17 protein-coding genes are annotated in these 26,109 nt (G+C 59.2%); 7 read left to right on the top strand and 10 right to left on the bottom strand.

The window, feature by feature from the left end; translation table 11 throughout:
- Positions 1 to 5,000 (top strand): MG2 domain-containing protein (locus ABIZ35_RS08660; RefSeq protein ID WP_348219490.1); only part of this gene is annotated, 5,000 nt, incomplete at its 5' end.
- Entirely contained in the window at positions 4,997 to 5,950 is a 954-nt protein-coding gene (locus ABIZ35_RS08655) for a VanW family protein (RefSeq protein ID WP_348219489.1), read from the top strand. The genes ABIZ35_RS08660 and ABIZ35_RS08655, both read left to right, overlap by 4 nt.
- Here the strand turns inward: ABIZ35_RS08655 and ABIZ35_RS08650 are convergent.
- On the bottom strand, positions 5,947 to 6,354 hold the full coding sequence (locus ABIZ35_RS08650) for a helix-turn-helix domain-containing protein (protein ID WP_348219488.1): 408 nt from the start codon (positions 6,352 to 6,354) through the stop codon (positions 5,947 to 5,949). The two genes, ABIZ35_RS08655 and ABIZ35_RS08650, sit on opposite strands and share 4 nt — an antisense overlap.
- A gap of 138 nt (positions 6,355 to 6,492) precedes the next feature.
- Between ABIZ35_RS08650 and ABIZ35_RS08645 the strand changes: the two genes are divergently transcribed.
- Entirely contained in the window at positions 6,493 to 7,419 is a 927-nt protein-coding gene (locus ABIZ35_RS08645; RefSeq protein ID WP_348219487.1) for an NADP-dependent oxidoreductase, read from the top strand.
- Positions 7,420 to 7,487: 68 nt separating this feature from the next.
- On the opposite strand, the gene ABIZ35_RS08640 is transcribed toward ABIZ35_RS08645, so the two are convergent.
- Positions 7,488 to 8,096, bottom strand: a complete 609-nt coding sequence (locus tag ABIZ35_RS08640; protein WP_348219486.1) for a DUF1559 domain-containing protein — start codon at positions 8,094 to 8,096, stop codon at positions 7,488 to 7,490.
- Between the two features lie 78 nt (positions 8,097 to 8,174).
- Positions 8,175 to 9,227, bottom strand: a complete 1,053-nt coding sequence (locus ABIZ35_RS08635) for a glycosyl hydrolase family 18 protein (RefSeq protein WP_348219485.1) — start codon at positions 9,225 to 9,227, stop codon at positions 8,175 to 8,177.
- A 276-nt stretch (positions 9,228 to 9,503) separates the two neighbouring features.
- Between ABIZ35_RS08635 and ABIZ35_RS08630 the strand changes: the two genes are divergently transcribed.
- Positions 9,504 to 9,980 carry a DUF427 domain-containing protein gene (locus tag ABIZ35_RS08630; RefSeq protein WP_348219484.1) on the top strand — a complete coding sequence of 159 codons (477 nt, stop codon included), beginning with the start codon at positions 9,504 to 9,506 and terminating at the stop codon, positions 9,978 to 9,980.
- Between the two features lie 17 nt (positions 9,981 to 9,997).
- Here the strand turns inward: ABIZ35_RS08630 and ABIZ35_RS08625 are convergent, their stop codons facing one another.
- On the bottom strand, positions 9,998 to 13,261 hold the full coding sequence (locus ABIZ35_RS08625) for a DEAD/DEAH box helicase (RefSeq protein WP_348219483.1): 3,264 nt from the start codon (positions 13,259 to 13,261) through the stop codon (positions 9,998 to 10,000).
- 285 nt (positions 13,262 to 13,546) lie between these two features.
- Entirely contained in the window at positions 13,547 to 15,367 is a 1,821-nt protein-coding gene (gene aspS / locus ABIZ35_RS08620) for an aspartate--tRNA ligase (RefSeq protein WP_348219482.1), read from the bottom strand.
- 264 nt (positions 15,368 to 15,631) lie between these two features.
- Here aspS and ABIZ35_RS08615 point away from each other — a divergent pair, with 264 nt between their 5' ends.
- Both ABIZ35_RS08615 and ABIZ35_RS08610 read left to right on the top strand, forming a co-directional pair.
- Positions 15,632 to 18,766: a PAS domain S-box protein gene (locus tag ABIZ35_RS08615; RefSeq protein WP_348219481.1), complete on the top strand. Its 3,135-nt coding sequence runs from the start codon at positions 15,632 to 15,634 to the stop codon at positions 18,764 to 18,766.
- The gene (locus ABIZ35_RS08610) at positions 18,763 to 20,991 is read left to right on the top strand and encodes an ATPase, T2SS/T4P/T4SS family (RefSeq protein WP_348219480.1); all 2,229 of its coding nucleotides are present in this window, start codon (positions 18,763 to 18,765) and stop codon (positions 20,989 to 20,991) included. Before ABIZ35_RS08615 ends, ABIZ35_RS08610 begins: the two co-directional genes overlap by 4 nt.
- 57 nt (positions 20,992 to 21,048) lie before the next feature.
- On the opposite strand, the gene ABIZ35_RS08605 is transcribed toward ABIZ35_RS08610, so the two are convergent.
- A complete protein-coding gene (locus tag ABIZ35_RS08605) occupies positions 21,049 to 21,861 on the bottom strand; it encodes a DUF5984 family protein (RefSeq protein WP_348219479.1) in 813 nt (270 codons plus the stop codon).
- 521 nt (positions 21,862 to 22,382) lie between these two features.
- Between ABIZ35_RS08605 and ABIZ35_RS08600 the strand changes: the two genes are divergently transcribed.
- Positions 22,383 to 22,943 (top strand): hypothetical protein, encoded by a 561-nt coding sequence (locus tag ABIZ35_RS08600; protein WP_348219478.1) that lies wholly within the window; start codon positions 22,383 to 22,385, stop codon positions 22,941 to 22,943.
- 10 nt (positions 22,944 to 22,953) lie between these two features.
- Here ABIZ35_RS08600 and ABIZ35_RS08595 read toward each other — a convergent pair whose 3' ends face one another.
- From ABIZ35_RS08595 to ABIZ35_RS08580, 4 genes are all read right to left on the bottom strand, one after another.
- Positions 22,954 to 23,988 (bottom strand): hypothetical protein, encoded by a 1,035-nt coding sequence (locus ABIZ35_RS08595; RefSeq protein ID WP_348219477.1) that lies wholly within the window; start codon positions 23,986 to 23,988, stop codon positions 22,954 to 22,956.
- Positions 23,989 to 24,096: 108 nt separating this feature from the next.
- Positions 24,097 to 24,258, bottom strand: coding sequence for a hypothetical protein (locus ABIZ35_RS08590; protein ID WP_348219476.1), 162 nt, complete (start codon positions 24,256 to 24,258; stop codon positions 24,097 to 24,099).
- Between the two features lie 31 nt (positions 24,259 to 24,289).
- Positions 24,290 to 24,508 (bottom strand): hypothetical protein, encoded by a 219-nt coding sequence (locus tag ABIZ35_RS08585; RefSeq protein ID WP_348219475.1) that lies wholly within the window; start codon positions 24,506 to 24,508, stop codon positions 24,290 to 24,292.
- 575 nt (positions 24,509 to 25,083) lie between these two features.
- A complete protein-coding gene (locus ABIZ35_RS08580) occupies positions 25,084 to 25,941 on the bottom strand; it encodes a hypothetical protein (protein ID WP_348219474.1) in 858 nt (285 codons plus the stop codon).
- Positions 25,942 to 26,109: the final 168 nt, after the last annotated feature.

Here is a 26,109-nt window from a genome sequence, read left to right as displayed (position 1 = left end):
GCAAACGCGGTCTCCTGGCCGCAAAGCCGCGCCTCGGCGCGGCCGCCGCGCTGCTCGCGCTGGGCGGCCTCTTCGTCGCCATGATCAACGCCGGTCCGCACACGGGGACCGTTCAGGGACGGTGCCTGGAGCAAGTCACCGGAGCGGCCGTTCCCAAAGCTAGGGTCTGGCTCGAAAAAGAAGAAGATGCTTCCGGCGAATCATCGAGTGAAGAGGAGCGTGATGAAGTCGTGGTCAGCGCCACGGGCGATCGAGACGCGCCCTATGGCTGGGGCCAGGGAGCGGCCGCCGACGACGCCGCAGGGCAGTCCGACGCCGATGTGGACCTTTCGACGCACGCCGATAGCGACGGTAACTTCACGCTCGCCCATATCCCCGCCGGACGATACACGCTCCACGCATCGGGAACCGGGACCGAAGACGGGGAGACATCAGTGGTCGTGACCGACGAGGATGTCGCGCGCGTTTCCATCGAGCTTCCCCTCGCGGCGTCTGAAGTTAGCTTCTCCGACACCATCTCGACCTGGACGCCGGCCGAAGACATCACGCCCGGCCTGCGCGGCCAGCTCCGCGATCACAATGTCACGCTGAGCCTGGACCGAGTCGATTTGCCGAGTGTTTTGTCGCGTCGCCCCCGAATGCTTGCCGGGCCGCGCGCTGAGGACTTGGAGCCGGCCAATCTATGGCTGGGCGAGTTCACGCGCGTGCGCCAGTGGAGCCAGGAAGTGGGAAAGCGCAAGCACGGCTACTTCTATGAAGAACTGCATCTGGGCAAGCTGCCGCCCGGCATGTACCGCCTGACAGTCGGTAACAATGAGGCGAAGGGCGTGAACTGGATCGTCAGCACCCAGATCGCCATGATCCGCAAATCGTACCACGGCAAGGCGCTGGCGTATGTTTCGGATATCGAAACGGGGACGCCGACGGCGAATACCACCGTTACTCTCTATGAAGATCAGGGACTGAAACCGCCGGTGATGCGGGATCAGGAGACAACAGACCCCGACGGCGTGTGCCGGCTGAGCGGCGTGGGCGCGACGGCGGAAAGCCGGGGAATTATGGTGGCGCGAAACGGCGATTCGATCGCCCCAATCACCATGGAGCTGAATAGTCCGGGGGAATCCGGGGAGCAGCCGGGCGGAGAATCCGCAAGCACGGCGTACTCCGGAGGCGCCCTGCGCTCGTTTGTTTACACGGAGCGGCCTGTCTACCGGCCTGGACAGGCGGTGTATTTCAAAGGGATCGCCCGGTGGTTTGGCGCTCTTCAAGGCGCCGGAGGTGCCCCGGCGCCCGATGCCGAGTTTCGGCTTCCCAAAAACCAAACAGTGCGTGTGGACATTCACGACGCGCAGGATACGTTGATTGCCCATCAGGAGCTTCAGACCAACGATCTCGGTTCCTGGAACGGTAAGATCGATCTGGGCGACGAAGCGCTGACCGGCGAGTATTCGGTGCGCGCGGAGATGGGCGACCAGACGGCGGCCACGACCTTCCTTGTCGCGGCTTACCGCAAGCCCGAATACCGCGTCAAGATCACCTTCGATAAGACACGCTATGTGCGCGGCGACACGATCGACGCCACCGTCACCGCAACATACTACCACGGCGCGCCCGTCACATCGGGCTCGGTGCGGTATTACGTCATGAAGACGGAGGGAGCGTCTGGCAAAGAAAGCTTCCAATCGTATCGACGGCCGGACGATTCCGACGACTCTGGCGGCTATGGCGAGGGAAGCATTGATGGGACGGCCCGTCTGGATGACCACGGGCAGGCGCACATTCGCGTCCCGACCCAGGTCGGTGGGGTGGATGAAGGCGATCAGAGCTATGACTTCAGCGCCACCGTCTCCGATCCTTCGGACAAGACGGTCTCGGCGGACGAATCCGTCGTAGTCGGGCAGGGCGAATTTTCGCTGACGCTTACCCCGTCGCTCTACGCCTGCGCGCCAAGTACGCCTGTCACTGTGACGCTGTCCGCGCGCGGCCCTTCCGATGTTCCCATTGCCGGGCAGGCGCTCGATGTCAAGACTTACTACGAGTCCTGGGTGAACGGCAAGCGCCGCATCAAAGGCGAGAGAAAAAGTTTGCTGACGACTGATGCGCAAGGCGATGCGTCGCTGCCTCTCAGCCCGGACCAGCCAGGACTGCTCGTGACGCGTGTCGAGACGCAGGACAAACGCGGCAACGCGATCAGCGCCGAAACCAGCGTCTGGGTGGCGGGCGAAGGCGAGGATGTGTCCGCGCAATATCCCGACATGGGCGTGATCCTGGATCGCACGAAGTACAAGATCGGCGACACGGCGCGGGTACTGATCAACACGCAGAATCCGGGGCCGACCGCGCTGGTGACGGTGGAAGGCGCGACGCTTTATCAGAGCTGGATCATCCCGCTGCGCCGCCGATCCACATCGCTGGAGATCCCGGTCAGCGCCCTTTACGCGCCGGGCGTTACGGTCTCGGTTTGCTGCCTCCAGGACAAGCAATTACTGTCCGGTTCGGCGGACCTAACGATTGAAGACCAGCGGCGCGCGCTGCACGTAAAGGTCACAGGAGACCGCGCGCTTTATCATCCCGGCGATCCCGCAACGCTGACGGTTCAGACGACCGATGACGCAGGCCAGCCGCAGCCGGGGGAGGTATCCGTCGGCGTCGTGGACAGCAGTATCTATGCGATCAGCGAGGAAAACCCGCAGACCATTCTTGAGGCGCTCCAGCCGGCGCAGGGGAACGCCGTCAACACGGATTACTCCTGTGCGCCTTTATATCTCGGCGACGTGGACAAAGGCGCGATGGGGAATGTCAAGCTGCGCAGCAAGTTCCCGGACACGGCGTACTGGGCGCCGGACGTGCGCACGGATGCGTCGGGAATGGCGACAGTCCAATTCACCTTCCCGGACAATCTGACGACATGGCGCGTCACCTGCATCGGCCACACCGCCGAAACCGCAGTCGGGAAGGGGACGTGTGATCTGGTCGTGAGCAAAGACCTGTTGGTGCGTCTGGAAGCGCCCCCGTTCTTGATCGCCGGGGATCGTTCGACCGTGCTTGGAGTGGTCAACAACAATACGGCGTCGCCCGCCCAAACCCAGGTGACCCTGAATGCCTCGGGATTGCAAATGGGCGCGCCGCTCACCCAGACCATCACCGTTCCCGCGCACGGCGCGGCGCGCGCTGAGTGGCCCGTGACGGCCTCCAATCTCGGCCCGGTCACATTCAAATTGACGGCCGTCAGTCAAAATCTCAATGACGGCGTGCAGGAGACATTGACCGTACAGCCGCACGCCGCACAGGAAGCGACATGGCAGTCGGGAAGCATCGTGCGTCAGGTCTCCAAGACCGTGACGCTGGACCCGAAAGCCCTGCCGGATTCGACTATGCTGCGTGTCCGCCTGGCGCCCACCGTCAGTGGCGCCCTGCTGACGGCCTCCGATTACATCGCCGCCTATCCCTATGGCAGCGCGGAGGATACCGCGAGCATCTTGGTCGGCGACGCTGTTCTGCTTCAAGCGTCGAGCGGCGATGCGCCTGCATTCCCGATGAGCGCGAAGCGCCGCGCCGACCTTACGCGCGGCGCGCGGCGCGCGCTGCTGCGTCTCTATCGGTTCCAGAAGGACGACGGCGCCTGGGGCTGGTGGGAGACGTCCACACCCGACCTGAATACGACATCCTACGCGCTCTGGTCCATGCAGCTGGCCCAGCGCGCCGGGATCGACGTGAAGCCGAGCGCGTTGGAGGCCGCCGTCAAGGCTACCGAGCAGCTCGCAAGCGACTTCCGGGCGGCGCCGCGCGACTCCGCGTTCCTGCAATCTCCCAGCGGACTCGCCTTCGCGGCGCTGACACTGGCGAATGCGGGGATTACCAAGGAAGCCCAGGCGGACATCAAGACCCTGCAAAAGCGATGGCGGCTGCGCCCGGAGACGAAAACCTACGCCGATTTATCCGTCGTCGCCATGGCGATGCACCAATTGGGGAACCGCACCGAAGCCGCCGTCGCGATCAACGAACTCTGGTCGGGCCGAATGCGCCTTGGCCAATTGACTGCCTGGACTTACAAGCCGCATCCCAATTCCGCAGGCGCCGATCAGAACCCGCCGGACGCCTTGACGACCGTATGGGCGATGATGGCCGCGCAAACCATCACGCCGACCGACCCGCGTTTGGACGCCGTGGCGCGCTGTCTGATGGCGAACCGCACCGGCGACCACTGGGATTGTCCGAAAACCACCGCCGAAGCAATCGGCGCATTGACGGCGTATCTGGGGCAGGCGCACGAGATGCAACCGGCCTTCGACGCCACGATCCTGGTCAACGGCGCGCCTTTGTCCCCGATGCGCTTCGATCGAGCTTCGGTGGAGCAGCCGGATCGGGTGATCGAAATTCCCGCGACGCAGCTGCGGGCGGGCGACAATGACATCACTTTGACCAAAAATGGTCCTGGACGGCTCTACTATTCGCTGGAACTGCGCCAGCAGATCGCGCAGGCGTCGCCCAGGCCCGAACCGGGTTTCTGGCATCGGGTCAACGACCGCCTCTTCCATCCCGAGCGCGCCCTTCTGCCGCCCGCCGATTCCGGGTATCGAATCAAGCGCGTTCTGCTGCGCACCACCACGCGCCGTAATTTTCTATGGGAGGACACCGTTCCCGCACGCGAAACGAATTATCGGCGCGAGGATACCATGCTCGTGCGTCTGATCATCGACAGCACACGCGCCGGATCGCACCTGATCGTCGAGGAGCCGATCCCCGCCGGCTGCACGATTTCGGAAGTCTCGGGCGACCAGGCCGAATCCTGGGATAACTGGTGGGACTACACCGACGTGCGCGACAACCGCATCGTCTTTTTCATCGGCGACCTGCCGCGCGGCCGCCACGAAATCGACTACCGTCTCCGCGCTTCGTCGCCGGGTCGATACGACGTGATGCCGACATCGATCACGGGGACATTTGATCCGACGCTGCGCGCGCTGGGGAATTCGAGCCGAATCGAGGTGGGGGAATGAAGATTGGCCCTCACCCCGCCGTCCCAGATGCCCCCCGGCCCCCACGGGGGGAGCAAATCGCAGATACGCCAGCGTGTCAAAGCCTGAAATACTCGTCACGCTTTCGACAATATGTTCTGCACCCCCTGTGGGGGCCGGGGGGCATCTGGGCCGGCGATGCGGGATTACGTTCGGGAATCCGATCTGACCTCACCGCCCTCGCCCTCATCCTCGTCACAGCGTCTATCTTCTGCCTCCTCATCGGCCGCGCGCCCGCGCCGACGCGCGCGGGCGTTCTCGCTGCTTACACCACGGACCTGACCCAGCGAACGCCGCATCAGGCGTTCAACGCCCGGCGGGCGGCGGCGGCGATCGATGGGGAAGTGGTGGCGCCGGGGGCGACGTTTTCGTTCAATGGCGTTGTCAGAGGATGGAGCGCGGACCGAGGATTTTTGCGCGCGCCCGTGAGTTACAACGGAACGCTGATCGACGATTACGGCGGCGGCGTCTGTGAAACCAGCACCACGCTTTATAATGCGGCGCTGCTCGCGGGCTGTCCCGTTTTAGAGCGTCACGCGCACACGTTCTCGCCCAGCTACGCGCCTCCGGGGCGCGACGCCGCTGTTGCGTACACCACGGCGGACTTAAAATTTCGCAATCCCTATCGTACTCCCATCACGATCCATTGCAAAGCGACCGCCGGACGGCTGGTCTGCCGACTGGAAACGACTGGCGAAGCCACGCGCCGGTCGGTCGTGACCTCCCAGGTCATCAACCGGCAGCCGCCTTCCACGATGGCGGTCGAACCGGGCGCGGGCGGCCGCCGCTCCCGCTGGCGCTTGCGCGGGCGGGATGGGCTCACCGTCGCCGTTTATCGAACCTGGTATGAAAACGACAAGATGGCGGGACGGGAACTTATCTCCCAGGACAGCTACCTGCCGATTTCGCGGGTTCGATGGGAAGATCGCTAATACGACATTGTGATCGCCTGAACAGGCTGCTCCTGCTCGATATCGTAGGCCCGGCGCGCCGCGAGGATTTCGCGGCTATGGCTGTCCGCCCAGTGGACCAGTGTTTGGATCGGCTCCACGAATGTCTGCCCGAGTGGCGTCAGCGCGTATTCGACACGCGGCGGGATGGTAGGGTAGATCGTCCGCGACAGCATGCCGTTGCGCTCCAGCTTTCGCACGGTTTCCGTCAGCATCCGCTGACTGATCCCCGTGATGCGCAGTTTCAGCGCGTTGAACCGGAGCGTTTCGCCCGCCAGATTGGAAATCACCAGTACCGACCACTTGTCGCCGATCCGATCGAGAATCTCACGAACTGGACAGACATCGTCATCCGCAATCGGCGTTAAGTCCATAGTTACATGCATGTGCCTGACGCTCCTCAAACTGCCTTCTTGAATCTTCCTTCATTTTATCACATAATAGACTGAGTTACTAATAGGTACTGAAATACTCTTCAGAACGAGTAAACTCAAAGATGAACGGCAACGATTAAGGAGACACCCATGTCGAAAGCAATCCGTGTTCACAGCTATGGCGGTCCGGAAGCGCTTGTAGAAGAGGATGTGACGCTCGGCGATCCCGGTTCCGGTCAGGTACGCGTGCGCGTTCATGCAACAACGCTCAATCACTTCGACGTGATGCGCGCCTCGGGCGTCGCGAGCGCGATGTTCCCCCTACAATTTCCCTGGATTCCTGGGTCGGATCTCTCGGGGACAGTCGAGAAGATTGGCGAGGATGTGTCGGATCTGCATGTTGGGGATGAGATTTATGGCTTTCCCATCGCCGGTTCTTATGCGGAGCAGATACTCATCGATGCGTCGTCCATTGCGCTCAAGCCGAAGAACCTGAGCCATGCCGAAGCAGCGTCGATCAGCATGATCGGCCAGACGGCCTGGCAGGCGTTGGGAGCCGCCGGACTTGCGAGCGGCCAGACGATCCTGGTCCATGGGGGCGGAGGCGCTGTCGGAAGCGCCGCCATTCAGCTGGCGAAGCTGCGCGGAGCACATGTGATTTCGACCGCTTCATCCGCCGACGCCGAGTATGTGCGCAGCCTGGGCGCGGACGAAGTGCTCGATTATAAAACAGGATCGTTCGAGACGGCGGTCAAGAATGTGGATGTCGTCCTGGATACGATCGGCGGGGATACGCAGCAGAAGTCCTTTGGGGTCTTGAAGCCGGGCGGCGTTCTGGCGGCGCTGAACCAGCCTCCGTCTCAGGAAGAGGCGGCGAAGCATGGAGTGAAGGCGATCATGGTGAACGCAAACTCAAATACAAACGATCTGACGGCGCTCAAGGAGCTTCTGGAGGCGGGGCAGTTGAAAGTTCTCGTGGGGAAAACGTATCCCCTGAGCCAGGCGGCGGACGCATGGCGCGAAAGCGAGTCACAGCACGTCAAAGGCAAGGTCGTGCTGATTGTCACGCCGAATTAAGAAACTTCGTGGGAACGCAAAGCGGCCTCCGGGAGCATTCCTGGAGGCCGCTTGTGTGTTCGTTCACCTTATTGATTGTCGGTCGCCGTATTATCTACCGGCACGCGGCGAACGTGTCCGTCAGCATACAAAGTCGCCAATTGCTTGTCGGAGTAGGGTTTCGTTTCCTGCATCATCACCATGCCTTCCATGTTGTTAAGATCCCCAATGGACTTATTTGACAGCTTGGCGTTCAGCATGTAAGGTGTATTGAAGCCCGGCTGCGTGAATAGGTCGTATTTCTCATCCTTCGGAAGATATTGCGTGACGGCGGCCTTGAAATGCTCCATGCTGTCCATGGGCGGCAGTTTCTCGTCGTGGTCCTGCGCAAACTGCATACTGGCGAGACCGAGCTGCTTGAGATTGCTTTGGGAGCTGACAATGCGCGCCTTATCGCGAGCTTTCGCAAAGACAGGGAACAGGATGGCGGCGATGATGGCGATCATTGGAAGGCAGCCAACCGCGCCGATGATGGCGATCAAGGCGACTGGCGACTTTTTCGCGGCAGGAGCCGCATAGCCCGGCGAGGCAGGATAAGGAACTGGCGTGCTGAATGTCAGACCGCAGTTGGCGCATTGCATCGCGCCGGGCGTGAGCGGCGCCTGGCATTGGGTGCAGGTAAAGGCGGATGATTGCATGGTGGCTGGAACCTTCTGAATAAGTAAACGTCTGAAATCATTATACATCGAGTCTGGCTGCGCGGCGAGAGGACCTACTTACTCATGTCGTCCCAGCCACACCTCTTGATAAGTCCGCCACTCGCTTTCCTGTGTTGTGTAATCCGCGAACGGCGCCACTCCGGCAAATGCGCTCTGCTTGGTATTGGAATTGCCCAGGCCGGCGCGGACGCCGATGAGCGCCATTCGTAAATTCTCGGTGTGCGGATCGTGCGACGCGCCTCCCTTGGCGTAGGTGGGAACCCCAATGAGCACTCGGCAGTTTGGGTTCACGGCGGCCGCGTCCTGCGTAACGTGGACCACTTGCTGCGAGATGAGCCATGCGTAGACCCGGGGCGAGTAGATCCCGGAGTCATAACCCATCACCGTCATTTGATCGCAGCGCGCCGCGATCTTTTGGAAGTAGGCGTCGCTCCATCCGAGACGCTTGACAGGGATCGGTGACCAGAGCGCTGTCGCCACGGACAGAAGCTTTCCAGGCGCCATCGCCGCGCGCGTTTCCTCCAGCAGCTTGGGGAGATCGGGATCGCCGTCATTGCAGATCTCGTAATCCCACTGCACCCCGTCGAACCCGCACGTTTCCGTCAGCCAGACCGCCTCCTTCACCATCGCCGCGCGCACGTCGGCGCGCGATAGATCGACCTTGCCCATGCCATGCGAATTGCCCGCATAGATCCACGCCACCACCCGAACTCCGGGCGAACGCTTGTGAATCTCCGATGTGACGCGCTTGGCGCGGTCGGGGTAGCGATAGTGCAGCCGCCCATCGGCGTCGATCCCGCGCACATGGAAGTAGGCGTCCCGAATGCGCTCATTTTTGAGACGCTGCGCCAGCGCGTCGTAATCGTGCGCGCCGCCGAAGTACCAGGTGTAGCGCAGCCACAGTCCGTTGTCCTGCGCGGTCGGCGTGGGGCCGGGCGGCTGCGCGAGCATCGGATAGAAGACGATATCGGCAATGATGAGCAGTACGATGGCCGCGACGGCGAGTAAGACGCGTTTGCGCCGCTTGGTGGGTGTAAACTTCATTTCGATGTTGAGACGGCCATAGCGCTGGAGGACGTCGGACGCCAGTTTTGTGTCCGATGGGTCCATGAATTTTGTGCAAGCTTGTTCTAGTGCATACAGCTATTCGTCGGAGTATGGTTCCTTCATGAATAAGGGCGAACCCAGGACGTCACTCGGCGGATGGAGCTAACGTCCTCCACAGAAGGCTTCGCAATTCACGTATTTCTATGCCAAATGATTTGGGGAGTGAGATGGGAACTTGCACTGACCTCATAACGTTCGACGAATATAGCGGCGCCTTTGGAGCACTCCGACGTCAATGACGATTTCGGTTTGCGTGATGTCGCCAAAAGGAGATCAAATATGGAGACGGATCAGAGGATTTTGCCTGGGGATGGTCAGGAAACGGTCTGGGACTACCCACGACCGCCACGTATTGAGCGCTCGGGCGCGCATGTCGAAGTCGTGTTCGGCGGCGTCACGATCGCCGATAGCCACGCGGCGTGGCGTATTCTGGAAACCAGCCATCCACCGGTCTACTATATCCCAGCCGCCGATGTGAAGACCGAGTTCTTGTCGTCTGTTGCGCTGCAAACATTTTGCGAATGGAAGGGTGTGGCGTGTTACTGGACTGTCGCGGCGGGCGGGAAGATCGCCCATAACGCTGCCTGGTCCTATCCCGACCCCACGGATGAATACGCGGCGCTCAAAGACTGTTTCGCGTTTTATCCCAGCAAAATGGACGAATGCCGTATTGACGGAGAGGTCGTCACGCCGCAGGCGGGCGATTTTTATGGTGGGTGGATCACGCGGAACATCATCGGACCGTTCAAGGAATAACGCGTCGTACCGAGGCGTTATCCCAGCAGCGAACCAACGTCTTCTTTCGTGAGCGATTTGAAGAACCCGCCTTCGGTGGCGATGAGTTGTTCGGCGAGGGCGCGCTTGCGGTCTTGCAGTTCCAAGATCTTCTCTTCGACGGTGTCGCGGGTGATGAGTTTGTAGACGAACACGGGCTTGGTCTGGCCGATGCGGTGTGTGCGGTCGGTGGCCTGGCGTTCGACGGCGGGGTTCCACCAGGGGTCGATGTGGATCACGTAGTCGGCGGCGGTCAGATTGAGGCCGGTGCCGCCGGCTTTGAGACTGATCAGGAAGAATGGGATCTGGTCGTCGGCCTGGAAGGTGTCGACGCGCGCTTGCCGATCCTTGGTCTTGCCGTCGAGATACATGTAGGGGATGTCTCTCTCTTCCAGCGCCGTGCGCACCAGGGTGAGCATCTTCACGAACTGGGAGAAGATCAGCGCTTTGTGGCCCTCGGAGCGCAGGGTTTCCAGGGTTTCGATGAGCAGATCGAACTTGGCGGAATCGATTGGGGAGTCGGCTTCGATCAGACGCGGGTGGTTGGCGATCTGGCGAAGGCGCAGCAGGGCTTCCAGCACGCGCATGCGGGCGCTGTTCATGCCGCCGGTGTCGATCAACTGTAAGAGCTCATCGCGGAACTTGTCTCGTGTGTCGTTGTAGAGCTTGCGCTGGGCGGGCTCCATCTCGGCGGTGAGGATACGCTCGGTGCGCGGCGGCAGTTCGGTTGCTACTTGATCCTTGGTGCGGCGCAGGATGAACGGGAAGACCATCTTGCGCAGCAGCTCCGCGCTGCGCTCGTCTTGTTTGCGCTCGATGGCGTTCGCGAACTGATCTCGGAAATATTCGAAGCTTCCCAGCAGACCGGGGTTCAAGAAGGCGAACTGCGACCAGAGTTCGACCGTGGAGTTTTCGACGGGCGTTCCCGTCAGCGTCAGCTTATGATCGGCTTTGAGCAGACGCGCGGACTTGGCGGTCTGCGAGGCCGGGTTTTTGATCGCCTGAGCTTCGTCCAGCACGACATAATGGAATTTGTACTTGCGCAGAAACTCGATGTCGCGCATCATCACGCCGTAGGTTGTGAGGATAATATCGTATTCGTCAAACTCGTGCGTGTTTTTGGTGCGGCTGTTTTCGCTGTGCATCAGCACGCGCAGGCCCGGCGTGAATTTGGTCGCCTCGCGCTCCCAGTTGAACAGGAGTGAGCGTGGGAGGACGATCAGGCTTGCCGCCTCGGCGTGGCCGCTTTCGCCAAGCGACTGCAAAAACGTAAGCGCCTGGACGGTCTTGCCGATGCCCATGTCGTCGGCGAGGCAGCCGCCCAGTTCGTAATCGTGCAGGAAGTGCAGCCAGTCGTAGCCGTGCTTTTGATAGGGGCGCAGCTCGCCTTCGAATCCTTTGGGCAAATCGCGCGGTTTGATTTCGGCAAAGGCGCGCAGCCGCTCTCGGCGGGCATTAAATTCGACATCCGTCTGGACCGTCGCTTCGTCCTCTTCCAAAAGCTGATCGATCAGTGCGATATGGTCGTTGCCGACACGCAGGCCATTTTCCGTCGTTTCGGCAAAGGCGAAGAGATGCTTGTAGCGCTCCAGCCAGTCCTCGGGGATCGCGCCGATGGAGCCGTCGGCGAGCTTGATATATTTCTCGCGACGCTTCATGGCCTGACGGATCGCCGCGAGCGGGACTTCCTGGTCGCCGAACTGCGCCACGGCTTTGACGTCGAACCAGTCGATACCGGACGATACGGAGAAGTTCATCGTCGGACGGTTGCGATTGATGCGGGCCGACGTCAGATGCTCCTCACCATACACATCAAACCCGGCCTCGGCGAGCCGTGGGACATGGTGCAGGAGAAAATCCACTGGCTCGACCTTGGCGCGCAGCAGGAACATGTCCGTGCTGGGACCGCGTTTCAGGCCATGCTTGGACATCATCTGCCAGTACGCTTCCTCCATGTCTTTATCGCGGTGAATACGGACGATGGTCGATTCGCCTGGCTTGCGTCGCGTGGCGGTCGGTCCTGGTTCTCCCGAGACAATCTCATGCTCGCCGTAGCCAAAGCGCAGCTGGGCGCGCATCTCGCCCTCTTCCTCGTTCAGATACAGACGCGGGGTGGGCGGCGCGGTGTAATCTTCCCATGACACCAGATCTCCGCGCACGCGAACCTGCTCGGTCAGCTGGGGCAGATAGGCGTCGAAGAAGCGGTCTTTCTCGGATTCGGGAATGAAGATCGGCTTTTCGCGCGTCGCGTTCATCAGGCCGATGAGGGCGTCGCTGGTTCCCGTCACGGGGTAGACTTCATCGCCTTCGAGCAGCCAGAGCGGCTCGTTATGAACGATCACATGCTTCTTGAGATTGAATGGCTCGGGCCGATCGTCGCGCGTGATGACGGGCTGGATCTCCAGACCTTCCTTGGCGGCGTGCAGCTCCAGCTCCGCCATCGCCGGCTCGGTTTGAACTCGAAGCGACTTTTGCAGCGGGTCGGCTTCCGTACCCCGGAACACGAGGCTGTCGGCGAGCAAAGGGAAGATCCGGTCCAGGGCAAGCGGCTTCGCGTTGTAGTAATAGTAGTAGGTATATTGCTCGTTCATTCCGAGCAGCTGGGCCACTAAAATGCTGCTGGGCGTCGCATTCAAATAGCGCGCCGTTGCGTTGATATTCTTGATCGGGCTCGCTTTTTTGGAAAGCCCCAGCGCCTTGACCTGCGCCGCGACGGCGGCCCGATTATCCAGATCGATCCCATTAAAATTGCTGGCGGGAACGCTGTACGCCGCGACGGTCCAGTCCATGCGCCGCGCCTGCAAGCTGAAGATCAAAATCGACTGCGTAATCCGCGTCTTCTTCGCCGGTTTGAGCGCCATCGCGTCGGACAGCGCCATTTCCCACTGCCCGGCCTTTTCCTTCTCAAAGTGCTGGGCGAGAAACAGCGCCGCCGCGACCTTATGCTTGCAGATCGTCTTGGTATAGTCACGCGCGACCGGACATTCACAGTCGAAAAACGTCTTGCCCTCGTCCACCCAGACACACACTTCATAAGGCTCCGGCAGGGAGCCATCGACATACAAGACAGCCTCAGTGCTGTCGATATGCGATAACTGGACGTGGTCGTTGTTGAAGTACGTCAGGCCGCGCCGGTAGGATTCAGGATCGGGCGAGCCGGCGAGGCGGCCGGGGCTGAGGCTTTCGAGGTTGAGGGTTTCGGTGGGCATGGGTTTGTCTTGGGGCGATGGTTTCAGTTGTCCAGACAGCCATTCTATCGGCATTGCAAGTTCCTAATAGTGTGGTTTTCGTATTGTGTGCGGCGAGGGACAAAGAGCCCGGCGGTTGAAACCGCGCCTGACAAGAGCGCGGAAGTCCCCCTTCGGGGACTACAAAATCCGAGGCGGTATCGCGGAATATTTGATATTCTTTGACACGTGATCGCCTCCGATGATGTAACCCACGCAGGTGGGCTTCTGCGCTCTTGCAGGCGCGGTTTCAACCGCCGGCCTCTAATGGCGTTCGCTGAGTGAAGCGATCCACGACGGGATTTACCCCGCCTTTTCGTCCTACTTATCTTCCTTCTTCGGCGGCCGCTTGATCGTCAGGCCCAGTTCGCGCAGCGCTTTTTCCTCGACTTCGGACGGGGCGTCCATCATCGGGTCGTAGCCGCCGCCGGCCTTCGGGAAGGCGATGACTTCGCGGATGCTGTCGTCGTCGGTAAGCAGCGTGATCAGGCGGTCGAGGCCCGGCGCGATGCCGCCGTGGGGCGGGGCGCCGAAGTCGAAGGCGTCGAGCATGTGGCCGAACTTCGCGGTGATCTGCTCGTCGGTGTTACCCAGCATCTTGAAGATGCGCTCCTGGATGTCGCGCTTGTGGATACGGATCGAGCCAGAAGCCGACTCCTGGCCGTTGCAGACCAAGTCGTAGCAGTAGGCGCGGCAGATGGCGGGATCGCTCTCCAGCAAGTCCAGATGCTCTTCATGCGGCATCGCGAACGGGTTGTGCGCGAAGGTCCACTTCTTCTCATCCTCATCCCACTCGAAGACCGGGAAGTCGGTGACCCAGCCGAAGGCGAGCGTGTTCTTGTCCGCGAGGCCCTTGCGCGCGGCGATCTCGCGGCGCAGGCGGTCCAGGACTTTGGCGACCACGGCGGGCTTGTCCGCCGAGAAGGCGACCATGTCGCCCGGCTTCGCTTCGGCGAGCGCGAGCAGTCCGTCGATCTCTTCTTGCTTTAAGAATTTGGCGATCGGGGATTTCACGCCTTCTTCCGTCACCATCAGATAGGCAAGGCCCTTGGCGCCGAAGTCCTTGGCAAGCTGCGTGAGATCGTCGATCTCCTTGCGGGACAGCGCCGCGCCGCCTGGGTAAAGAATCAGCTTGACCTGGCCGCCGCTGTCCAAGGCGCCGCGGAACACGACGAACTCCGAATCCTTGAGGACTTCGGCGCAGTCTTTCAGTTCCAGGCCATATCGCAGGTCGGGCTTGTCCGAGCCGTAACGCGCAATCGCCTCATCATAAGTCAGGCGCGTGAAGGGCTTGGTGATCGTCTTCGTCGAATTCGTCTCGACGATGTGGATCATCAGCGATTCGATCAGCTCCAAGATGTCGTCCTGAGTAACGTACGACATTTCTAAGTCAAGCTGAGTAAATTCGGGCTGACGGTCGGCGCGCTGGGCTTCGTCTCGGAAGCATTTCGCGATCTGGAAGTAGCGCTCGAAGCCCGCCACCATGAGAAGCTGCTTGAACTGCTGCGGCGCCTGGGGCAAGGCGTAAAACAGGCCCGGCTCCAGGCGATAAGGGACTAAGTAGTCGCGCGCGCCTTCGGGCGACGACTTGGTCATGATCGGCGTTTCGACTTCGATGAAGTCGCGGCCGTACATGAACTCTCGGATCGTGCGGATCACGTCGTGGCGCAGCCGCATCTTCTCGTACATCTTCGGGCGCCGGAGGTCGAGATACCGGTACTTCAGGCGCACCATCTCGTCGACTTCCTTGCCCTCTTTGTCCTCGGAGATCGGGAACGGCGGCGTCTTGGACGGGTTCAGCAGCTCGATCGTCTGTGCGACGACCTCCACCGTACCCGTCTTCAGATTGGCGTTTTCCGTCCCTTCCGGACGGAGCCGCACGGGGCCGGTGATGCTGACGCAAAACTCCGAGCGCAGCTTCTCCGCGACGGCCAGGGCGTCCGCCGCCTGGCTGCCGTCTACCGTCACTTGAACGATCCCCGTCCGGTCACGCACGTCCAGAAACGCGATGCCGCCCTGATCGCGATTGCGGTTGATCCAGCCGTTCACGGTGACGACTTGGCCCACCTGTTCTTCCGACACTTCGCCGCATGACACTGTCCGTTTTGAAAACGCCACTACCCATCCTCCTCCGCCCGCCATTGGTCGTGCAAATATCGCTCTAGTATACCTGAAGCGCGTTCCTAATCCAAAAAACGCCTGCGCTTCGTGCTCGCCCGTCACGACAGTCACTGTGAATCCGGCTGGAGTTTTTTCCTCAAAACGCCGACAATAATCACAGGTAAAGACGCGGCCCAGAATATTTTTTGCGCCGCATCGCCAGTCATGGAAGTTATGAACCAGTTAGAGAAACATCGACGGACTTTATGCAGAGCGCGCCATCCCCGGCGTTCTGAAGCCTCACGTTTGGCTGGGAAGGCACAGCCGGGCGCGTTGGACCTGGCGCGTTTTCGGACGTTTGCGGATGCCTCGCAGGACGCGATGGTAATCAGCGACCAGGGGCGGATTGTCGATGTCAACCGTCACTTCGTCAAAATTGTCGGCTATAAGCGAGTGGAATTTGTCGGCCGTTCCGGGTTCGATCTGATTGCGCCGGAAGACCGGGATTTGGTGGCGAGTAAAATCCACGCCGGCGATGAACGCCCGTATGAAGCGCGGATGCTCCGCAAGGACGGCTCTACCTTCGACGCCGAGCTGCGTGGGAGAATGATCCAGTATCGTGGGCGCCGCATGCGGGTGACAACGATCCGTGATATCAGCGAACGCCGTCTGGCCGAGGAGCAGATCAAGCTTCAGGCGCAGCAAATCCAGGACTACAACATTGTTTTGGAATACAAAAACCTGGAATTGGAGACGCGTGTCGAAGAGCGTACGCGCGATCTGCAAAATCTTTACACGGAGCTCCAAGGGCGCGAGGCCCAATATCGTTTTCTGGCGGACATGATGCCGCAGATCGTGTGGACGGCGCGCACGGATGGTTCTTTGGATTATTTCAGCCAGCGCTGGTACGACTACAGCGGCATGACGTTCGAAGAAACCAAGGAATGGGGCTGGGGGCTGACGCTGCATGCCGACGACGCCGAAAATTGCATGGAGTACTGGCTGCGCTGTATTCGAACCGGAGACGCTTACGATACTGAAGTTCGCCTAAAGCGCGCTTCAGACGGACAGTATCGCTGGCACCTGACGCGCGCTTACCCGTTCCGGGGAGAAGACGGCGCAATCCTCTACTGGGTTGGCACTTGCACCGATATCGACGATTACAAGAAGTCGGAGGAAAAGCTGCTCCGAACGCACGATGAGCTGGAGCTGCGCGTGCATGACCGCACGGTGGAGCTTGCGGCGATCAATCAAGAGCTGCACGAGGAGATCGCGGAACGCCGGCGAGTTGAGCTGGTGCTGAACGATGACGCCGAGCGCTCGGCCTCGGTGATCGAGACGCAATATGAGATTGCAACGGCGGACTTCGAGCTGGACGGAACGCTCAATCTTATTGTCGCCCGCACCATGGATCTGACAAGGGCGCACGGCGCCGTGGTCGAATTAGTCGAGGGAGACGAATTGGTTTACCGCGCCGCGTGCGGCGCGATCGCGAACAATGTCGGGCTGCGCTTGAATATGGGAGACAGTCTGTCCGGGAGATGTGTTCGCGAGGATCGTGCGCTCTGGTGCGATGACGCCATGACCGATCCGCGGGTGAACGCCGAAGCCTGCCGTAAAATGAATATCCGCTCCTTGATCGTTGTTCCACTGCATCGGGACCGCGACGCAATCGGTGTGCTCAAAGCGACTTCCGTCGATCCGAGCGCCTTCAACACGCGGGACTTGCAGACCCTGCAATTGATGGCGGGGTTGATGGGCGCGGCGATCGTTCGCGTTTCGGACTATGAAGAAAAACAGGCGCTTCTGGCCGGGCAGACACAGGCTCTCCAAGACCTGGAGGCGACGGCGGACCGTCTGCGCGCTCAGACCGATGAATTGACCGTGGCGCGTAATCTGGCGCTGGCTTCGACCCGGGCCAAATCCGAGTTCCTCGCCAATATGAGCCATGAGATCCGCACTCCCATGAACGGCGTGATCGGAATGACGGGCCTCTTGCTGGACACGCCGCTGACCGAGGAGCAGCACGATTACGCGCAGACCATCCGCAGCAGCGGCGACGCCCTGCTGACGATCATCAACGATATCCTCGATTTCAGCAAGATCGAGGCCGGCAAGATGACGATCGAGCAGGCGGACTTCGATCTGCGCGCGATGCTGGACGAAGTAGTGGGATTGATGGCGCCGCACGCTCAGGACAAAGGCCTGAAGATCGCGTACACCATGCCGCCGGAGACCCCCCGGTTCCTGCGCGGCGACGGCGGCCGGATCCGGCAGATCGTGACCAATCTGGCGAGCAACGCGGTGAAGTTCACCGAGCGCGGCGAAGTCGCGATCGAGGTGACGCCGCTGCAAGTCACGGAAACGCGTGTGAATCTGCAAATTTCCGTGCGCGATACCGGGATCGGTATTCCTTTTGAGCGTCAGTCCGCTGTGTTCGAGAGCTTCACGCAGGCCGACGGCAGCATCACGCGCAAATACGGCGGCACGGGCCTGGGACTGACGATCTGCCGCCAGCTGGCCGAGTTGATGGGCGGTGAGATCGGCTTGGACAGTGAGCCGGGCTCCGGCAGCACATTCTGGATCCGTCTGAGCCTAATACGTCTGGATCAAACTCAGGCGGAGCCGAAGGCCCGGCCCGCTGAGATGGGAGATCTTGGGCTGCGCGTTCTGCTGGCGGAGGACAACGCCGTCAACCGCAAGCTTGCGCTGCGTCTGCTGGAAAAGTGGGGCTGCCAAGCTGACGCCGTGGGCGACGGCGCCGAAGCGCTGCGCGCCATCTCGCACCGCGAATACGACATCGTGCTGATGGATGTCCAGATGCCGGGCATGGATGGGCTGGAAGCTGTGAGCCGTTTGCGCCGGCGGGAGCAGGAGACAGGCGCGCATTTGACCGTGATCGCCATGACCGCGCATACGATGCAGGGCGACCGCGAGCATTGTTTGTCGAGCGGCATGGACGATTATATTGGAAAGCCGGTCAAGCCGGAAGAATTGCACGCGTCCCTGGCTCGCTGGGGCGGAGTTACTTTGAAGAGGGGTGAGAAAATTATGACCGAATTGATAACTGTGGGGGGCGATAAGCCCGTCTTACGTACGGATCACTTGTTCGAAAGCTGTGGCGAGGACCTGGAGCTGGTGCGCGAAGTCCTGGAGATGTTCCTGGAGGCGACGCCGGATCTGCTGGATCGCCTGCGCGCCGCCGTTACGGCGGGCGATGCGAAGAACATCTCATTCCACGCCCATACCCTGAAGGGCAGCTGCCGAACGCTCGGCGCGGAGGCGCTCGCGGAGGTCTGCCATCGACTGGAACTGTCTGGAAAGAACCAGGAACTCGCGGACGCCGCCGGCGATTTCGCCAAGGCCGTTCACGAATTTGACCGGCTGCGCGCGTCGATCGACAGCACGCTCGGCCAATTTGAGCAGGAGCTTGCCGCATGAAAATCCTTATCGCCGAAGACGATCCCATCTCCGCCCTTGTTCTGCGCAAGGCGCTGGAGCGTATGGGGCACGAGGTTTCCGTGGAGACGAACGGCGTTCGGGCCTGGGAGGCGATCGCCAAGGATTCATTCCGCCTGGTCCTCTCCGATTGGATGATGCCGGAAATGGATGGACTGGATCTCTGCCGAAAGATCCGGACGCGCGAAGGCTCTCCCTACGTCTACTTGATTCTGCTGACGGTCAAGGGAAACGCCGAAGACCGGGGCGAGGCTCTGAACGCCGGTGTGGACGACTTCTTGGTCAAGCCGATCGACACCGCCGAGCTGATCGCGCGTCTCGATGTGGCCCAGCGAATCCTCAAGATGAAAGAGGAGCTGAAGACCAGCACCGCCCAGCTCGAAAATATGAGCGGAGAGCTGCGCGAGCAGCACGCGCCACTCGGAAACCTCCTGGTGGATCAGGGAGTTATCACGTACCAGCAGCTCAATGAAGCGCTGGCCGATCAGAAGGAAACCCGCGCACGGCTGGGAGAGATCCTGAAGAAGCGTGGGTGGGTGACCGAAGGGGATATTACGCAGGCGCGCAGCCGGCAGATGGATGTGCCGTTTGTTGCGGTCGAGCACGAGTCGCCCGACCCGTTTGTCCTGGCGCTGGTGCCGTTCGAAACCGCGATGCGTCACCAAATGCTTCCGCTGTCGGTTCAGGATGCGGAAGGCGCCGCCATGGGCCGTCTGCGGCTGGCGATGTCGAACCCCTGGGACATTGAGGCGATCGACTTAGTGCAGCGTACGACCCGTCGGCGCGTCGAACCGTTCCTTGCCAGCAAGGCCGAGCTGACGGCCGCTATCGAGCGCTCGTATCACGACGTCAACGGCGGCGCGAACGACGAGGAGATGAGCGACTCGATCCAGGCGGCCGCCACGGATATGTCCATGGATGAACTGGTGGACGAGATCGATACGGCGGAGCTCATGCGTCAGAGCGATCAGGCGCCGGTCATCCGGTTCGTCAACACGCTGTTCGCCGACGCTGTCGGCCGGCGCGCGTCGGACATCCACATCGAGCCGCAGAAGAAGCATTTCCAAATTTTATATCGGATCGACGGGCAGCTGATCCCGATCCGTACGGTCCCGCGCCAGTTCCTGGCGCCCACGACCTCGCGAATCAAGATCATGGCGGATATGGATATCTCCGAGCGACGCGTGCCGCTCGATGGACGTATCTCCGTAAAGGTTCAGAACCGCCCGATCGACCTGCGCGTCTCCACGCTGCCCACGCAGTACGGCGAACGCACGGTCATGCGAATTCTGGACCGCGCCAACGCCCTGCTGAGCCTGGAGCAGCTTGGCTTTACCGGCAAAAACGCCGACGATTTCAATTCGCTCATCCAGAAGCCGCACGGCTTGATCCTGGTCACCGGCCCGACCGGCTCCGGTAAGACGTCCACGCTGTACGCCGCGCTGAACGCTCTGAAATCCATCACAGACAAGAATGGGGCGGTGGTGCGCCGAAACATCATCACATGCGAAGACCCGATCGAGTATGAGCTGGAAGGGATCAGTCAATCCGCCGTCCACGAGCGGGCGGGGCTCACCTTCGCCAAGCAGCTGCGCGCGATCCTTCGCCAGGACCCGGACGTTGTACTCGTCGGTGAGATCCGCGACGCTGAGACGGCGGAGATCGCCATGCGGGCGTCGCTGACGGGCCACCTGGTGCTGAGCACGCTGCACTGCAACGAGGCCGCCGGCGCCGTGAGCCGCCTGCTGGACATGGGGATCCCGCAGTACCTGATCGCCTCGACCCTGATCGGCTCGATCGCGCAGCGCCTCGTCCGCCGTCTTTGTCCCAACTGCGCCCGAGAAGTCCCGGTCGATGACGACACGGCGGCGCTCTTCAAGAAGTCCGTTCCCGACCATCTCTATGAGCCGGTCGGCTGCGCGTATTGCGACAGCCAGGGCATGAAGGGCCGTCTGGCCGTGCATGAGGTCATGACCGTCGGACGCGACATTCGAAAACTGATTATGGGCGCCGCCGACACCAAGGAGATTCACGACTGCGCCGTGAACAACGGCATGGTGACGATGTTCGAGGACGGCCTGGACAAAGCCCGTCGCGGCCTGACCACCGTCACCGACATCCAGTCCAAAGTCAGCTCCATCGAAGACGAAACCCCCGCTGACCGCCGCATGAAACGCAGCGCCCTAAAGCTGCTCGCCGAAGCCTAAACTGACCTCGATCCCAAAGAAAACGCGCCTGCCCAAATGGGGAGGCGCATTTTCATGTCATTTTGCCTGCTCGAAGTTCGTTTCAATCATCGCCATCGCCGCGCGCACTTGGTCCCATTCGTAGTCGCGATGGGTACGGCCGAGCGCGTTTTCGCCGATCGTCGCGCGGTAGTTCTGTTCCTGCTCCAAACTCTCCACGTCAACAATCACCTCGGGGCGTGACCAACTACTCTTGATCTCTTCGATGCGCTTCCCCATTTCACCAATCAAGCGCTCGTCGAACGACTTCACGGCATTGACGAACTCGGACTTTGACATCGCCACTTCGCCAGATCGCGCCTCCCAAACTTCAATGCCGTCCAGCAGAATATTACGGCAATCCCAGCGAATATGCACCGTATCGTCAATGGACCACAGCCAAATCTTCGGCGGTCTGCTAAGATGCCCGTTGTCCCAGGTTCGGCTGATCCACCATCGTATTGCGGCGTCGCCGATATCCATAGACGCGTCGTCCTCTGACGCCTCCCGCCACACATCCAAGCGTTCTCGCCACTGACGCCATGCTTCGATGTCGGACACTCTGGCTGCTAAATCACTGGGGAGGGGATCGAGTATTGAGGGGACCATCTCCAATAAATCTTCCCAATATCGCGTGACCTGATAGTCATCGAATGGCAGCAGTGAGACATAGGCCTGTGGCTCCTGCGCCCAGTGGTCGAGGATCTGTTGAGAGTATCGAAAGAGCTGCTGACCGCCGATGTCGATCCAAAACCACCCGTCCGTGAGGCCGAACCAGTGAAGGTTCGGCGGGTTGTCTCCCCAAGGGCGAATCTCGTCAGGCTTTTGGAGGCGAAAGTTGAAGCTGAGCATATTCTGCTAATCCTGCGATGTTGTTTGAGCGCGAAGCGTATCCACGGCGATAGGTATCCATATATCCGAAGTACCCCGCAGTACAATTATGAATTCCCGAGGAAGACCTATGAAAATCGGACGCAGAAGCAATCCCACACGTTGGATTAGAATGGCTCGCAAGGAGCGACGGCAATGGATGGCGGATCGCAAAGCGATCGGGAAACACGGTAAGAGCGTGATCTCTCGCAGCACAAACGCAGTCCTGTCTCGTGTGCTCAAAAGCAAAGGACGAAGGCGCAGATCTGTAAAGAATAGAGAGCTTGATGGGTACATTGCTCAGGTTCTCGATAAGCGATTCCCATGCGGGTGCCGTCACCCCAAATGCGATCTGTTCGAGCCAACGTATATGCCATTTCCTGGATATCCCGACGAGGTCCGAACTGCATTTTTGAACGAGACTCTCTATCGCTATCGACAGAATAGGTCTCATTTCTAAAGGCTATCGGCAATCAAGAAAGAATAATACGGAGGCGGGAATCATGGGCGCACCCCATAACAAAAAGCGATACGGCGAGACATGGAACGCCATTGATCTGACGGTAATGCAAACCGAAATCGAAAAGTTTCGCGATCTGGTTGTTGTCAGCGGTGGGTGGGCATGGCATTTTATGTCGCCGCCCCACATCGAACTCAAGCACGCGCACGACCACAAGGACGCCGATCTGTTCGTCCATCCCGATATCTTGTGGAAGATGATGGAGCGCATGGAATCGGAAGGCTACGAAAAGACCTGGACGCGCTTTGACGGCGTGACCGAGAACTTCGTGCGCTACACCAAAGTGGCGGCCGGCGAACGCCCCGTCAAAGTGATCTTCGATCTCTTCATTGAGGAGGTCGCCAGCGTGGAAACTCCGGTGGGTATTCAAGTTGTGGAGCCGGAAACCCTGCTGTCGTTCTACGGAAACAAGCACTCCTCGGTCGAATGCTTCTCGGTCGCCATTGCCAAGGATTTGCTGGATCGGGGGCAGAGTCCCGTGGGGCATGCGAAAATGGCGGACTTCACGCCGTGGGTCAGCGCCGCCCATCATGGGCGGCGATAGGCGATAGCCTTTACCTCGTGACGATCGCGCCCATTTTGACGACTTCGAAATCGCTTCCCTTGAGCTGCTTGAGCGTGTTCATGTCGTTGTCGTTCCAATGGGTGTCGGTCATCCCCTGGAAGTACCAGTTGCTGCCGTTGTCGGCGAGGATCATACCGTACTTCTTCATCGCGGTCAGAACCACTTTGGCTCCGGCCGGGTACGCCGAAATGTTGACGCTGGCTTTCAGACGCACGCGCATCCCCATCGGCGGATACTGGGCGCCGGTCAGACTGCTGGCGAAGTGGCTTGCCGGGGCCGTGTAGGCGTGGCGCGTATGGACGCAGGTGAATCGAATGGCGTGCTTGATGACGCCGGCGGCGACTTCATCCCGCCGGACCAAGCCGGGGAAGATGGGAAGCCCGGCGGCGTCGGCGCTGGTCCATCCAGCCGGCCGTGTCGCATTGGTTTTCAGATCCCAGATGGCGCCCGCGCCGGCTGTCCAGCCTTTGCCGCCGGCGGGACGATTGGCGTCGAACATCTCATAGAGAAGCCAATGATCGCGGTCGATGACGAGCACGTGGCCGTCGGAGCCGCCTTCGATCGGCGCGTTTGCCGGGATCGGGTAGGGGCCTTTGTCACTTTCGGTGGGGTAATAAAAGGAAACCGGAACCTTCGCCTGCGTCCCGCTGACGACGACATAGGGGATGCCGTACGAAGGATCGCTGCCAAAATCGGGATGAATGCGTGTGGCCGCACCGATGGAAGCAATCAGAGTATTTGAGTTCGGATCGACCGCCGCCGTGTCAATCGCCGTGTTCCAAGCATTGTTCGTCGGGAAAACTTGCTTGCCATGCAGACTTGCCCCAGCGCCAAGATCCGGCACGCCCGTCGCACTGGCGATCGCTCCCATGTCACCGCCCGCGCCGTCCGTAGTCGCCCCGGTCGCCACCGAGGACAACCCGCCCCCGCCGCAGGACGACAGCGTTATCGTCGCCGCCACCGATAGGATACAGATCATAGGCTTAGCCAAGAGATTAAGCGGCACAACGTTTAGGATCTTCATGAAGCCTCCATGCGACATCGAAAGTATCTCATTATAACATGAGTAGATTTCAGCTCAGCAGTTTCTCATGCTCTATTTTCGTTGCCTTGGTGACTATTGTGTCATATTTTAAGGATAGAAGGGAGGTTGTTTCCTGTAGTCGGAGTGCGCCAGCCAAAACCACAGGAATACCAGCATGAATGGCAGGAAAATCAAGCTCATGAACGCAATATCGGGATTGGTGCAGGCGAGGATGGAAACGCCAGCGCACAAAGCCGCCATGAACGCCATCAACCCCTTCGGCGGTTCAGGATTGCCTCCCTTACGCCCCGAAGAACACCGCTGGTGTCCGGTCCCGCACATCCGGGTCAGGCTCCCCGCCGGTCGCCGCCACGTACGCCGCCCACGCCTCACGGCCGAGCCTGACGGCGTGCGCTACGTCTCGCTCCGCTTCCTCGCTGATCCGGGCGTCCGCCGTCGCGTTCTCAAAGGCCATCGTCCAGCCATCCAACTCCGCCAGTGTGGTTTCTGCTTCGGTCATGTGTTTATTTCCCATTTCGTTCCAACTTTATGACCCGTCTCTGTCCCGTAACCTACGAGCATCGTCATTGCCGACGTCTTCGGCGGATGCGCTTCACTTTTTTTCTAGATCGTAAGACCAAGTGCGCGGCTCGGGATTGTCCAAAACGAATGCAATCTTGTGTTACGCCATAAGCTGCCAGTATGCTATAAGCAAAAAGTGAAAAGAAGATAACTAACCACCACTTAGATTGATTAACCCAATGAAGTCCTATCCAATAAGTCGTAATACAATATATCGTTAATGAACAGAGAAGTGATATAAGTAAGACGGAGGCAGTATACTTAAATGTGTGCATAAATGTCGAATAGTATTGTTTCTCTTCCAAATACAATACGAACTCGTTATCACCAGCGGATATTATAAGTGTTAAGGCTGCAATAAATAAAGAAAATACAATTGCGAGAATTGAAATTCCTGAGTTATAAAAATCTTTGACGACTACATTGGACATCTTTTCCGGTAGCAGGAAAGCAAGTACAAGGAAGGTTATCACACTTGATATAGTGTCAACAGAATATAGGTATTTTTTCAATTTATTCAATAAAACGGCTAAAGAATTCTGCAATTTTGTCGCCAAGATTTTCTAATATTCTTCCACTGGGATCGTCAGCTTCCCACACTTCTGCGAAAAAAGGTAGGTCTTTTGTTGACCGGCTTACCTTTATTCCATTCTTAATTCCTTTGACTTCGGCAGTCCCATAGCCATCTTCCGCCATTGCGATCTTGGCCAATATTCTAGGGTCTTCTCTAAGTGCCCGCCCATCTCTATCAGAGCGAATCGTATACTGCTCTTGTAACTTCGCAATGTCGCGTGCTTTCAGATCTTGATCAATATCGCCCCACATATCACTTAAATTTGGATTTGAAGGAACCAAGCATAAAGTTATTTTGTCGATTTTTTCGAATGATCTAAATTCATCTAACAAAGAATTACGTTCATCTATAGCAGATATTTCTGCTCGAACATCTCGTCCGAATACCTTATGAAAAATATCAAGGAATCTGTTTTGGAAGATTTGGTTACTAATGTCAGGAGATTTTGATTTATGTATCAAAAGCCCTGATCGAAGGTGCAAAAAGAAGCGGACACTTGCCTTGATTTCATTGGCGACTTCAAGTTCATCAATTTCTTGCGTGTAAACATCGGCTACCTGCATTCGATCAATCAAACGATATTTAGCAAGAATACCAGTAAGATAATCACCACGTGGACCGGCTATCAGATCTACTTCGAAAAATCCCCATTGATAACCTGAGAAATCATATTTGGTGCCGCTTCTCAAGGCAGCCTCTAGGAGCTGGGGTTTAGATAATTCCCTGTTAAATAAATTAGTGTCAATATACACTATGTTGAGTCTGGAGAAATAGTATCGTGCAATGCTTTGTCTCATATATGCTTTGGGTCCTGTCTGCGTTATCGTTCTGCGATTCGCACTAAGGACCTATTCAAAAATAACCGCTTCTTCTGAGTTGGGGCTGATCCGATAGTTCCAATCGGGATGAAATTGACTGCCGCTGATGTTCAAATCGGCCATTTGCGCGTCTGAGACTTTAATGCC

It is taken from the genome of Capsulimonas sp., assembly GCF_039929585.1.
Lineage (GTDB): Bacteria > Armatimonadota > Armatimonadia > Armatimonadales > Capsulimonadaceae > Capsulimonas.
The sequence above is the reverse complement of the archived record's forward strand: the minus strand, read 5'-3'. Positions and strand labels throughout refer to the sequence as shown.